Source organism: Burkholderia sp. MSMB617WGS (assembly GCF_001532025.2).
GTDB lineage: Bacteria > Pseudomonadota > Gammaproteobacteria > Burkholderiales > Burkholderiaceae > Burkholderia > Burkholderia savannae.
Map to the genome: position 1 here is coordinate 3,762,018 of NZ_CP013457.1, position 12,733 is coordinate 3,774,750.

At 69.3% G+C, this 12,733-nt stretch carries 8 protein-coding genes; 2 read left to right on the top strand and 6 right to left on the bottom strand.

Annotation, left to right across the window (positions count from 1 at the left end; translation table 11 throughout):
• Nucleotides 1-27 precede the first annotated feature (27 nt).
• On the top strand, nt 28-1,038 hold the full coding sequence (gene bioB / locus WT60_RS18430; RefSeq protein WP_060355173.1) for a biotin synthase BioB: 1,011 nt from the start codon (nt 28-30) through the stop codon (nt 1,036-1,038).
• Nucleotides 1,039-1,439: 401 nt separating this feature from the next.
• On the opposite strand, the gene WT60_RS18435 is transcribed toward bioB, so the two are convergent.
• The 5 genes from WT60_RS18435 to WT60_RS18455 all read right to left on the bottom strand — a co-directional run bounded on the left by WT60_RS18435 (nt 1,440) and on the right by WT60_RS18455 (nt 6,856).
• Nucleotides 1,440-2,153 (bottom strand): copper homeostasis protein CutC, encoded by a 714-nt coding sequence (locus WT60_RS18435; protein ID WP_038747072.1) that lies wholly within the window; start codon nt 2,151-2,153, stop codon nt 1,440-1,442.
• A 349-nt stretch (nt 2,154-2,502) separates the two neighbouring features.
• Nucleotides 2,503-3,303, bottom strand: a complete 801-nt coding sequence (locus WT60_RS18440; RefSeq protein WP_100185349.1) for a hypothetical protein — start codon at nt 3,301-3,303, stop codon at nt 2,503-2,505.
• Nucleotides 3,304-3,332: 29 nt separating this feature from the next.
• The gene (locus WT60_RS18445; RefSeq protein ID WP_060355172.1) at nt 3,333-4,736 is read right to left on the bottom strand and encodes an alkaline phosphatase; all 1,404 of its coding nucleotides are present in this window, start codon (nt 4,734-4,736) and stop codon (nt 3,333-3,335) included.
• Nucleotides 4,737-4,801: 65 nt separating this feature from the next.
• Nucleotides 4,802-5,182, bottom strand: a complete 381-nt coding sequence (locus WT60_RS18450; RefSeq protein ID WP_060355152.1) for a hypothetical protein — start codon at nt 5,180-5,182, stop codon at nt 4,802-4,804.
• 381 nt (nt 5,183-5,563) lie between these two features.
• Nucleotides 5,564-6,856: an EAL domain-containing protein gene (locus tag WT60_RS18455; protein WP_038747058.1), complete on the bottom strand. Its 1,293-nt coding sequence runs from the start codon at nt 6,854-6,856 to the stop codon at nt 5,564-5,566.
• A gap of 312 nt (nt 6,857-7,168) precedes the next feature.
• Here WT60_RS18455 and WT60_RS18460 point away from each other — a divergent pair, with 312 nt between their 5' ends.
• A complete protein-coding gene (locus WT60_RS18460; protein ID WP_060355151.1) occupies nt 7,169-8,836 on the top strand; it encodes a Na+/H+ antiporter in 1,668 nt (555 codons plus the stop codon).
• 293 nt (nt 8,837-9,129) lie between these two features.
• Here the strand turns inward: WT60_RS18460 and WT60_RS18465 are convergent, their stop codons facing one another.
• On the bottom strand, nt 9,130-12,705 hold the full coding sequence (locus WT60_RS18465) for an indolepyruvate ferredoxin oxidoreductase family protein (protein WP_060355150.1): 3,576 nt from the start codon (nt 12,703-12,705) through the stop codon (nt 9,130-9,132).
• Nucleotides 12,706-12,733 lie beyond the last annotated feature (28 nt).

Here is a 12,733-nt window from a genome sequence, read left to right on the forward strand (position 1 = left end):
CGATCCCCGTTCCGAAGGATGACCGACATGACTCAAGCCCAAACCGCTCGCGCGACGACCGAAACGCCGGTGGCCGCGCCCGTCGCGCCGCGCTGGCGCGTCGCCGACGTGATCGCGCTCTACGAGCTGCCGTTCAACGATCTGCTGTTCCGCGCGCAGCAGGTGCATCGCGAGCACTTCGACGCGAACGCGATCCAGCTGTCGACGCTGCTGTCGATCAAGACGGGCGGCTGCGAGGAGGATTGCGGCTACTGCTCGCAATCCGCGCATCACGAGACCGGCCTGAAGGCCGAGAAGCTGATGGAAGTGGACGCGGTGCTCGCCGCCGCGCGCACCGCGAAGGAAAACGGCGCGACGCGCTTCTGCATGGGCGCGGCGTGGCGCAGCCCGAAAGATCGGCACATCGAACCGATCAAGGACATGATCCGCGGCGTGAAGGAAATGGGCCTCGAAACGTGCGTGACGCTCGGCATGCTCGAGGAGCATCAGGCGAAGGCGCTCGCCGAAGCGGGCCTCGACTACTACAACCACAACCTCGATACGTCACCCGAGTTTTACGGCCAGGTCATTTCGACGCGCACGTACCAGGATCGGCTCGACACGCTCGAGCGCGTGCGCGAGGCGGGCATCAACGTGTGCTGCGGCGGGATCATCGGCATGGGCGAATCGCGCCGCGAGCGCGCGGGCCTCATCGCGCAGCTCGCGAACATGAACCCGTATCCGGAGTCGGTGCCGATCAACAATCTCGTCGCGATCGAAGGCACGCCGCTCGAGAACGCGCAGGCGCTCGATCCGTTCGAATTCGTGCGCACGATCGCGATCGCGCGAATCACGATGCCGAAGGCGATGGTGCGCTTGTCGGCGGGCCGCGAGCAGCTCGACGATTCGATGCAGGCGCTGTGCTTCCTCGCCGGCGCGAACTCGATGTTCTACGGCGACGTGCTGCTCACGACCGGCAATCCGCGCGCGGAAGCCGACCGCAAGCTGCTGGCGCGGCTCGGGATGTCGGCGAGCGAAGCGACGCAATTGAGTGCTTGAACGCTTGAGTGCTTGAGTGCCTGAGCGCGCCGCCGCGCGTGGCGAACGGCGGCCGCGCGCTCGCGAACATTCGCCGGTGACGGCCGAGCGCTCCCGGCGCGATGCTTTTCGTTTGAAGCTCGAGCGCTGAAAGAGAAGCCGGGCGTCGGATGTCGGATTTCGAACGTCGGGCGTCGATTGCCGGACGTCCGAGGTTCGGCGGGTAACGTCGGATGTCGAATGCGCGATGTGCGATGTGCGATGTGCGATGTCGGGTGTCGGGTGTCGAACATCAAACAATCGGTGCCGAACGCCGAACGCCGAACGCCTTCAATAGTCAAGCAAAAAGCCGGGACGATGCCCCGGCTTTTTTATCGTCGCGCAGCACCTGCCCACGCGTGCGAGCACATGCCTTCGACGCACTACCCTCGCGCCGCCGCGTCGAGCGTCGCGCGCGCCTTCGCGACGAGCCGCTCGTCGATCGGCGCGAGCACCTCGCCGCGCTCGCGCACGCCCGAGCCGAAATGCACGGCCCGCACGCCTGTCGCGCGCACGAAATCGCCGACCGCGTCGACGGTGAGCCCCGCGCCCGCGAGCACCGCGCACGTCGAGCCCTCGGCGCGGCGCACCATCCGCGCGACCACGTCGCGCGCGTCGAGCACCGACGCATGCCCGCCCGACGTCAGCACCGAAGTGACCGACGGCACGCGCAGCAGCGTATCGAGCGCGGTATTCAGATCGCGCGCGACGTCGAATGCGCGATGGAACGTGAGATCGCGTCCGTCGGCCGCGTCGGCGACGCGCTGCAACGCGGCAAGATCGACGTCGCCGTGCGCGTCGAGCATCCCGAACACGACGCCGTTCGCGCCCGCGGCGACAGCCGCGCGCACGTCGCGCGCGATCGCCGCGAGCTCGTTCGCGTCGTAATGGAACGAGCGGCTGTGCGGCCGCACGATCACGTTGACGGGAATCGGCACCGCGGCGACAACGGCTTCGATCACGCCGACGCTCGGCGTCAATCCGCCTTCGCTGATGGCGGTCACGAGTTCGAGGCGATCGGCGCCCGCGCGGGCGGCGGCTTTCGCATCGCCGATCGTCGTCGCGATGACTTCGAGAAGGATCGAGGAAGCTGGCATGGAGGCGGCTCGGGTCGAGTTGAACCAGCCCGCATCGTAACCGACGGCGCGAACGCGCGCGCATGACGGGCGGAATGCGGGCGGCGACGGTCAATGGATGACGGACGACGGGCAACGCGCTGCGCTATGTCGCCCGGCCTTGCGCCACCTTCGCCTTGCTTGCCTGCGCCTTGCTTGCCTGCGTTTGCTCGCCGCGCCGCGCGCGACGTTGCTCCGTGCGGCCATCGCCCGCATCGCATCGCTTCGCTTGTGTTGCTCCGCGCCGTCTCGCGTTACGTTGCGTTGCGTTGCTCGGCTTGTCCCGGCATCGCACGCGGGCGCGAACGCGCCACGCATCACGCATCACGCGTCAATCGAGATAGTCCGCATACTCCTTGCGCGCATACGGCTGCAATTGCTGCCAGGGCGGCACCTTCGCGCGCGACGCCGGTGTGAGCGTCAGCTTGCGCGACGCATGGCCGTCCGCGCTGCGATATTCGACGACGAGCGGCGCCTGCAGCGTGTCGCTCCAGAGAATGCGATTGACGCCCTGCGCGCCGACCGTCTGCTCGTACCAGCGCGTGCCGGACACAGGCCCGGGCGTCGACTTCGCCGCGAGCCGCTTCAACCGCGACGGCGGCGTGATGTAGAACGCGTTGTCCCACGAGCCGTCGAAGCCCGTCGTCTCGTACTCGGCGGGCGGCACCGCGACGACGGTACGCTGCGCCGCATCGACGTACTCGATGCGAACCTTCCCGCCTTCGTTCGTCACGTGCCGCGCGGCCGCATCGAAGTCGAAGGGCTTGTGGCCTGCGTGCGCGTCCGTCGAAGCGGCGGCCGCGCGCACGCCGCCGCGCGACTGCGGCGCGTGCGCGGCGTCGTGCGCGTGGCCGCCGTGCGCGTGTCGTTCGCTCGCTTGCCCGTGCTTCGCGCTCGCGGGCAGCACGCGCTCGATCCACACGTGCCCGTCGCGGCGCACCATCCGCTCGCGATACGTGACGGTGCGCGTCACGCCGTCCGCGCTCACCGACGCGCTCTCGTGCAACAGCACCGCGTCGAGATCGGGCGCGGCGAACGCCGGCGCGCCGGCGAACATGGCCGTCGCGCCGAGCGCCGCGCGCACGCGCCGCGCGACGAGCCTTCCGGCGCGTCTTTCCCCGCGCGTTTGCATCGCGAAGGTGCGCATCGCAACCCTCCCGCTCAGAACCCGAACGCCGACTTCACGAGGCCGAACACCTTCGTGTTGTCGAGCGTGCTCTTGAATGCCTTCGCATCGGCGCCGTCGGCGAACAGCATCACGTCGCCGCCGCCGTGCGTCTCGGAGCCCGCGCCGCCCATCCGCACGCCGACTTCCTGCAAGTACGCTTCGTTCGTCGCGCTCGCCGAATCCACCGAGGCCCGCGCGTTCGGCCGGTTCGCGCCGTTGCCGAACACGAGCGTCGTGTACGTGTTGCCGTCCGCATCCTTGTTCGGCTGGCCGTCGCGATAGCCGCGGCTGATGTCGAGAATCGGATTGCCGCGCTTCGAATAGCCGTTGATCGTCATCGTGTGGTCGTGGTCGGCCGTCACGACGACGAGCGTGTTCGACAGATCCACTTTCGCGAGCGCCGTGCGGATCGCCTCGTCGAACGCGACGGTATCCTCGAGCGCGCGCTTGGCGTTCGTGCCGTGCAGCGCGTGATCGATGCGCCCGCCTTCGACCATCAGGAAATAGCCGTTCGGATTCTTCGACAACACATCGATCGCCTTGGCCGTCATCTCCGCGAGGCTCGGCTGCGTCGCGCCTTCGCCCTTGCCGGCGACGCGATCGAGTTCATACTCGAGATGGCTCGTCGTGCTGAAGAGTCCGATCAGCTTGCCGCCGCCCGCCTGTGCGAGCTGATCCTTCGTCGCGGCGAGCGCGTAGCCCTTCGCCTGCAGCTCGGCGAGCAGGTTGCGCCCGTCCGCGCGGCCGCGCCTGTTCGCGACCGGATCGAACGGCGTCCAGTGATTGCGCCCGCCGCCCATCAGCACGTCGACGCCGTCGCCGAGCGCCGCGTTGTAGCCCGCGCCGCCCGGCACCGCTTGCGCGGCGATGTCGTATTGCGCGTCGCGATGGCAGATGTGCGAGTAAGTCGCGGCGGGCGTCGCGTGCGTGAGCTCGGTCGTCGTGATCGCGCCCACCGCCTTGCCGCGCGCCTTCGCGAGCTCGAGCAGCGTCGGCACGGCCTTGCCGTTGGTCGCGCCGCAATTGTTCACCGTCTTGTTGCCGTTCGCGTCGGTGCCCGGCGCGATCGCGCGCGTGTCGGACGACATCGACAGCACCTCGTTGTTCATCTTCACGCCCGTCATGTACGCGGCCATCGACGGCGCGCTGTCCGTCGTCTGCGCGTCGTTCGAGAAGGTCTTGATGCGCGCGGTGCGCGGCAGCTTCTCCATCGTGAGCTGGCCGGCCTCGCCGACCTTGTAGATGCGGCTCGCGGTCACGGTGGTCGGCCCCATTCCGTCGCCGAGGAAGAAGATCGCCGCGCCGACCGCATACGGCGCGCCCGCGCCGACGAGCAGCGCCGCGCCGCACGCGAGCCGCCGCGGCGTCGCCGGCCGCAACCAGACGACGCACGCCATCGTGCCGACCGCGACGAAGCTGCCGAGCACATGGAACAGCACCGCAACCACGTTGCGCAGCGCGTTCATGCGGCTGCCCGTCTGAAGTATGCGGTTGCGGCCGGGCGATACAGGATGAACAGGAACAGCGCGATCAGCGCGGCGACGACGATCAGCATGCCCTTGAACGGCGTCGTGAATGCGGAGATCGCGAATCCGACGAGCGCAACGACCGCGTACAGGGTGCGCCCCCAGATTTTCCGCTTCAGGATCGCGACGCCGGCGACGAGATGCAGCGCCTCGCTGGCGACGGCGATCGCGACGGTCACCTCGATCGGCAGCGGCGAGCGGCGCAGGACGGCGAGCGAAAGGGGATCGTGAAGAGAAAACGGCAGCGAGATCAGCCCGATCAGGTTCGAGACGATGACGAACCACGCTAGGACAGTCAGCGAAAGCGGTCTTTTCATGATTTTCTTCGCGTAGTGCCGATGGCGGGATCGCGCGAAGCCGGCCCGGCACCGCAATCCTCGGAGCATTCTCGGCCTCGCGTTCGCAAAATGCAACGCGCGCCGTCGCCGATCGCGCCCGCGGCGACGCGCGCAGGAACCCGCGGCCGTACGCGCACCGCTCGCGGCCTTGGAAAGCCGTACGCACGAACCGAGGCAAGGCAACGTGCTCGCCGCGTATCGCGAGGCGCAACTGCACGCAACGCGCGATGCATTCGCATCGAATCAAAAACTCAACCAAGATTGCAGTTAATTCCGCGGACACATAGCGAACCCGCGTGTGCCGCAGCAACGCCCGCGCGCACCGCCACTCAACAGAGCGGCCCGCGGGCCCGCCGACGATCAAGCGCCGGGCGGCGTCTCGCCGTCGATCCAGTCGATGTCGCCGCAGAGCACGCACAGCGCATCGTTCACGCGCACCGCGATCGACAACGTCACGCACGGCAGCGCCTCGTTGATCGACAGATACGGCCGCGTCACCTGCACGCGCTCCGGCTCGGCGATCGCCGAGCGGAAATACGGACGCCGCAGCCAGTTCGCGCCCTGCGCGTCGGCGAGCGGCAGAAAGCGCGTCTCGTGCGACGCGCGGTCCGCACGCAGCACGACGTTGCGGCCCGCCTGCCGCCCGCGCTCGTCGAGCAGGAAGCAGCGCGCCGCGTGATCGAGCGCGAGGAAGTTCCAGCAGACCTCGTCGAGCGGCTCGCCCGCCGCGAGGCGCTCGGCCGCGCGCTCGAACGCGCGCTGGTACGGCGCGAGCCGCTGCGCGTCGCGCCGCTCGGCCGCTTCGGTCTGCTTGCGATAGCGCTCGGTGAGCTCGCCGATGCAGGCGGACGCCGCGGCGCTGTCGGGCAGCCCCGGCGCCGGACGTCCGAAGAAATAGCCCTGCACGAAATCCGCATCGCACGACAGCGCGATCTGCGCCTCGTGCTCGGTCTCGATCCCTTCGATCAGCACGAGCTTGCCCGCCTCGTGCAGCAGCGTGACGAGCCCGTGCAGGATCGCGGTGAGCCCGGTGCGATGCTGCGCATGCGACAGCATGATCCGGTCGAGCTTCACGATGTCCGGGCTCAGTTGCCAGATTCGTTCGATGTTCGAATGACCCGCGCCGAAATCGTCGAGCGCGATCAGAAAGCCCTGCTCGCGGAATTCGCGCACCGCGTCGGCGAGCCGCTCGATGTCGTCGGCGCGCTGCTCGAGCACCTCGAGCACGATGCGCCGCGGCGGGATGTCGAGCCGCTTCAGGTTCGCGAACAGCGCGGCGGCCTGAAACGGATCGGTGAGCACACCGGGGTGCACGTTGAGAAACAACCATTCGCGCTCCGCGCCGAATCGCGCGAAGTTTTCGAGATGCAGCGCCTGCGCGAGGCGGTCGACCTGCGTCGCCTCGCCGTGGCGCGCGGCTTCACCGAACACGTCGAGCGGCGACACCGGGCGGTCGAGCGCATCGTGCGCGCGCAACAGCGCCTCGTAGCCGACCGCGCGCATGTGCGACAGGCTGAAGATCGGCTGAAACACCGTCGTCAGGGTGAGATCGTGGTGATGCGCGGCGACGCGCTCGAGGCCGGACGTCATCTCCGGCTCGAAGCGATACGGCGACGCGGCGACGGGACGCTCCTGCTGAACGGTCGTGGTCATGCGGCGGCCCTCCTCATGACGAAAACGTCGGCAGGCGAAACGTGCGGCTCGCGGGTTTTCATCGGTGGTCCTCGGTTGTTCGATCGTAGTTGTCTGCAAGCCTCAAGCAAGCTCCGTGCTCACTCGCACGACACCACGCCCAGTCGCGCCATCCCCGGTGCGGATGCGTCGATCGCGCCGCGCCGCGCATGCATGGCGATGGGGATTGTGCGCACCATCACAGTGCGCCGATGCTCGCACGTCGCTTCCCGTCGCGCATTTCGCGCGCACGCTACACTGCGTACCGTCGTTTCTTCCCCGTTTCAATCATCGATGGCAATCGTCTTCACTGTTTTGATTTTGTTGCTCGCGGTCGCGCTGTCGGGCGTCGCGACGCGCGTGCTGCCGCTGCGCCTGCCGTTGCCGCTGATGCAGATCGCGATCGGCGCCGTGCTTGCGTGGCCGAAGTTCAATCTGCACGTCACGTTCGATCCCGAAATCTTCATGCTGCTGTTCATCCCGCCGCTGCTGTTCGCGGACGGCTGGCGCATTCCGAAGCGCGAGCTGTATCTGCAACGGCGCGCGATCCTGATGCTCGCGTTCGGCCTCGTGTTCATGACGGTACTCGCGGTCGGCTACTTCGCGCATTGGTTGATTCCCGGCCTGCCGCTGCCCATCGCGTTCGCGCTCGCCGCGGTGCTGTCGCCGACCGATGCGGTCGCACTGTCCGGCATCGCGGGCAAGGGTCGCATCCCGCCGCAGCTGATGCACATCCTCGAGGGCGAGGCGCTGATGAACGACGCATCGGGCCTCGTCGCGCTCAAGTTCGCGATCGCCGCCGCGCTGACCGGCATGTTCTCGCTGCGCGACGCGTCGATCAGCTTCGTGATCGTCGCATCGGGCGGCCTCGTGGCGGGCGCGGCTCTCGCGTGGCTGTTCAGCGCGCTGTCGACGCGCTTCCTGAACGCCTCGCAGGAAGGCGATCCCGCGCCCGGCATCGTGATGACGCTGCTCGTGCCGTTCGCGTCGTACCTGATCGCCGAGCATTTGGGATTGTCAGGAATCCTGTCGGCCGTCGCGTCCGGGATGATGATGAACTACACGAGCTTCTCGAAGAGCAGCACGGTCGCCGCGCGAGTGCGCGCGGAAAGCACGTGGGCGATGATCGAGTTCGTGTTCAACGGCATGGTGTTCATCATGCTCGGCCTGCAGCTGCCGCACATCATCGGCCGCGCGCTCCTCGACGCACACCATACGAGCGACGCGCTCGTCGGCGCGATGCTCGGCTACGTCGCCGCGATGCTCGCCGCGCTCTACGCGATCCGCTTCGCGTGGGTCTGGCTGCTGCGCTGGATCGCAAGCCGCCGCGCGGCGAGGCAGGGGCTCACCGGCACGATGGCGGGCGTGCGCACGATCGCCGTGATGACGGTGGGCGGCGTGCGCGGCGCGGTCACGCTCGCGGGCGTGCTGTCGATTCCGGTCGCGCTCGGCGACGGCACGCCGCTCGCGGGCCGCGACACCGCGATCTTCGTCGCGTCGGGCGTGATTCTCAGCTCGCTCGTCGTCGCGGTGATCGGCTTGCCGCTCCTGCTGCGCGGCATGCGCCCGATGCGCAATCCGCACGCGGAGGAAGAGCGCGCCGCGCGCGCGGCGGCGGCGCAAGCGGCAATCCGCGCGGTCGACGCGGCGCACGACGCGCTTGCCGTCGATCTCGACGAGACGGCCGCCGCGCGCTGCGCGGACGTGACGGCGCGCGTGATGGACCTGTACCGCCGCCGGCTCGCGGGCCTCGCCGCCGACGGCGCGACGCCGCGCGAAGAAGCGCGGCAGACCGAGAAGATGGAACTGGCGCTGAAGATCGCGGCGATCCGCGCGGAGCGCGCGGTGCTCTACCGGCTGCGCGGCGAGCAGAAGATCAACGACGAAACGCTCGCGAAGCTGATGCGCGAAGTCGATCTGTCGGAGACGGCGCTGTCGACGCGCAAGAAGGGCATCGTCTGACGACGCGCGCTCGCCGGCGCGCGTTCTCGACGCTCGGCGAGCGGGCGGCGCAGTGACGGGCGGGCGTCGCGCGAGACACTCGAGGCGCTCGAGGCGCTCGAGGCGCTCACGACGTACGCAGCACGCGACAGACACGCAGCGCGCGCAACGCTGGAACGCGACGGCGGAGGACCGCTGCGCCATGCCGCGCGCAACCGGCCGCTGCCCGTCGCTCGCCGCTCGCCGCCCGCTGCCCACTGCCCGCTGCCCACTGCCCACTGCTCGTCATTCGACGTCCGGCGCTCGCGCCGCGCTCACGATTTCGCGACGACGACCGGAATCCCGCGCAACGCGCCCGCGCCCTTCATCTCGTCGAGCGCGCGCTGCACGGCCGCGCTCGTCGCCGCATCGATCGCGATACGCGCGGCGAGCTCGCGCTCGGCGCGCTTCACGCTCGCGACGTTCGCGAGCTTCACGTGCCCGTAGCCGCGCGCCTTCGCGTGCAGCTCGGCGAGCCGCGCGACCGCGTCGGCCGTCCCGGGCGTCAACGCCGCGAGCGCGCGGCGCATCGTCGCCTCGTAGTCGTCGGCGAGCGCGCGCTCCATCTTGCGCTCGACGGTGCCGCCGAACGGATCGAGCCGCGTGCCGCGCAGGCCGCGCACGCGCGCGAGCACGCCGAGCACCGGCCACAGCCACTGCCCGAACACCTGCTTTCCCGGCGCCGAGCCGTCCCTGCCCGCCTTCGCGGTCGCGGGCGGCGCGAGGTTGAACTTCACGCGGAAGTCCTTGCCCGCGGTGCCCTCGAACTGCGCTTCGAGCGCCGCGCGGAATGCGCCGTGCGCGTGGAGCCGCGCCACTTCGTATTCGTCCTTCACCGCGAGCAGCCGGTAGAACGTCGTCGCGACCGCGCGCGCGACGCGTTCGTCGCCCGCCTTGCGCGCCGCGCCGACGAGCGCGCGATAGCGCTCGACGTAGCGCGCGCCGCCATATTCGGCGAGCCGCGCCTCGCGATCGGCGACGACCGCGTCGAGCGTCTGCGGCGGCAGCGGCTCGTGCACCGGATGGCGCGCGTCCCACAGCGCGTCGAGCCCCGCCGCGTCGGCGGCCGCCATCCGGCCGATCGCGAATGCGAGCTTGTTCATCGGCACCGCGACGTCGTTCAACTCGATCGCGCGCATCAACGCGTCGAGCGACACGGGCACGAGCCCCTGCTGCCATGCGAAGCCGAGCATCAGGATGTTCGCGCCGATCGTGTCGCCGAGGAACTTCGTCGCGAGCGCCTGCGCGTCGCAACGCGACAGGAAGCCGTCGCCCGCCGCGTGCCGCATCTTCTCGACGAGCGCGTCCGCGTGCAGGCTCGCGTCCGGATCGCGCACGAACGCGGCGTTCGGAATCGCGTGCGTGTTCACGACGATGCGCGTGCGCTCGCGGCGCACCGTCTGCAGCGCGTCGGCGCTCGCGCCGACGACCATGTCGCACGCGAGCAGCAAGTCGGCCTGCTGCGTGTCGATGCGCACCTGATTGAGCCACGCGTCCGACGACGCGACCCGCACGAACGACAGCACCGAGCCGCCCTTCTGCGCGAAGCCCATGAAGTCGAGCACCGATGCGCTCTTGCCCTCCAGATGCGCGGCCATGCTGACGAGCGCGCCCACCGTCACGACGCCCGTGCCGCCGACGCCCGTCACCAGCATGTCGTACGGCGCGTCGGCCAGATGCGTCGCCGGGCGCGGCAGCGCGTCGACGCGCGCGGCGAGCGCGGCCTCGTCGAACGCGGCGCCCGCCGCCTTCTTCAGCTTCGCGCCCTCGACCGTCACGAAGCTCGGGCAAAAGCCGTTCACGCACGAAAAATCCTTGTTGCACGACGATTGATCGATGCGCCGCTTGCGGCCGAGCGCGGTCTCGACGGGCTCGACCGACAGGCAGTTCGACTGCACGCCGCAATCGCCGCAGCCTTCGCAGACCGCTTCGTTGATGAACAGCCGCTTGTCCGGATCGGGGAATTCGCCCTTCTTGCGGCGGCGGCGCTTCTCGGCCGCGCACGTCTGGTCGTAGATCAGCACGGTGACGCCCGGCGTGTCGCGCAGCTCGCGCTGCACCGCATCGAGCTCGCGGCGGTGATGGAACGTGGTGCCCGTCGGGAACAGCGCATGATGGCCGTCGTACTTCTCGGGCTCGTCGGACACGACGACGAAGCGCGACACGCCTTCCGCCTCGACCTGCCGCGCGATCTGCGGCACCGAGATGCTGCCGTCGACGGGCTGCCCGCCCGTCATCGCGACCGCGTCGTTGTAGAGGATCTTGTAGGTGATGTTCGCGCGCGCGGCCACCGCCTGCCGGATCGCCAGGATTCCCGAATGAAAGTAGGTGCCGTCGCCGAGATTCTGGAACACGTGGCGCGTGCTCGTGAACATCGCGTGCGCGGCCCAGTCGACGCCCTCGCCGCCCATCTGGATCAGGCCCGTCGTGTCGCGCTCCATCCACGACGCCATGAAGTGACAGCCGATTCCCGCCTGCGCGATCGAGCCTTGCGGCACCTTCGTCGACGTGTTGTGCGGGCAGCCCGAGCAGAAGTACGGCGTGCGCCGCACCGCGTCCGCCTCGTTCGACAGGATCGTCGGCGCGACGAGATCGACGACGCGCGCGCGGCGGTCGAGCGCGCGCTTGTGCCGCGCGAGCCAGTCGGCGAACACGGGCAGGATGCGCGACGGGCGCAGCTCGCCGAGCTCGGACAACAGCGGCGCGTGCGCCGCGTCGTGCTTGCCGAGCACGACGGGCCGCGCGCCCGACGCGCGGTTGTAAAGATGATCCTTGATCTGCTGCTCGATCACGGGGCCCTTCTCCTCGATCACGAGCACTTCGGTCAGGCCTTCGACGAACGTGTCGATGCGCGTCATCTCGAGCGGGAACGACAGGCCGACCTTGTAGATCCGCACGCCGGCCGCGTCGAGATCGGCGACCGTCAGATCGAGCCGGCGCAGCGCCTCCATCAGGTCCAGATGCGCCTTGCCGCACGTGACGATGCCGACGTTCGCGTGCGCGCTCTTCGCGATCCACTTGTCGATGCTGTTCGCGCGCGCGAAGTGGCGCACCGCGTCGAGCTTCGCGGCGAGGCGCGCCTCGATCGCGAGGCTCGGCAGGTCCGGCCAGCGGTTGTGCAGGCCATCCGCGGGCGGCGCGAAGCCTTCGGGCGCGGGCCAGCGCGTCGTCAGCGCATCGAGATCGACGCTCGAGCCGGATTCGACCGTCTCCGAAATCGCCTTGAAGCCGACCCACGCGCCGGAGAAGCGCGACAGCGCCCAGCCGTACACGCCGAACTCGAGCATGTCGGCGATGTTCGACGGATTCACGACCGGCATATGCCACGCGATCATCGCGAAGTCGCTCTGATGCGGCATCGACGACGACACGCAGCCGTGATCGTCGCCCGCCACCACGAGCACGCCGCCGTGCGGCGACGAGCCGTACGCGTTGCCGTGCTTGAGCGCGTCGCCCGCGCGATCGACGCCCGGCCCCTTGCCGTACCACATCGCGAACACGCCGTCGACGGTGCGCTCCGGATCGGCCTCGACGCGCTGCGTGCCGAGCACCGCGGTGCAGCCGAGCTCTTCGTTGATCGCGGGCAGGAAGCGCACGCCGCTCGCATCGAGCTGCTTCTTCGCCTTCCACAGCTGCTGGTCGACCATCCCGAGCGGCGAGCCGCGATAGCCGCTGACGAAGCCCGCGGTGTTCAGGCCCTGCGCGTCGTCGAGCGCGCGCTGCATCAGCAGCAGGCGCACGAGCGCCTGCGTGCCCGTCAGGAATATGCGGCCGCGCGTCGCGCGGAGGTTGTCGGTCAGGCGATAGTCGGCCAACGCGGGCGGGCCGCCGACCGGCAGGCGTGCGTTCATTGTCGTCTCCTCGATGTGCTGTTCGACG

Bases quoted from the DNA above. Each gene is read 5' to 3' on its own strand.
- WT60_RS18435 (WP_038747072.1), bottom strand. From the start codon at position 2,153: ATGCCAGCTTCCTCGATCCTTCTCGAAGTCATCGCGACGACGATCGGC.
- WT60_RS18455 (WP_038747058.1), bottom strand. From the start codon at position 6,856: ATGACCACGACCGTTCAGCAGGAGCGTCCCGTCGCCGCGTCGCCGTAT.
- WT60_RS18465 (WP_060355150.1), bottom strand. From the start codon at position 12,705: ATGAACGCACGCCTGCCGGTCGGCGGCCCGCCCGCGTTGGCCGACTAT.
- WT60_RS18450 (WP_060355152.1), bottom strand. From the start codon at position 5,182: ATGAAAAGACCGCTTTCGCTGACTGTCCTAGCGTGGTTCGTCATCGTC.
- bioB (WP_060355173.1), top strand. From the start codon at position 28: ATGACTCAAGCCCAAACCGCTCGCGCGACGACCGAAACGCCGGTGGCC.
- WT60_RS18445 (WP_060355172.1), bottom strand. From the start codon at position 4,736: ATGGCGTGCGTCGTCTGGTTGCGGCCGGCGACGCCGCGGCGGCTCGCG.
- WT60_RS18440 (WP_100185349.1), bottom strand. From the start codon at position 3,303: ATGCAAACGCGCGGGGAAAGACGCGCCGGAAGGCTCGTCGCGCGGCGC.
- WT60_RS18460 (WP_060355151.1), top strand. From the start codon at position 7,169: ATGGCAATCGTCTTCACTGTTTTGATTTTGTTGCTCGCGGTCGCGCTG.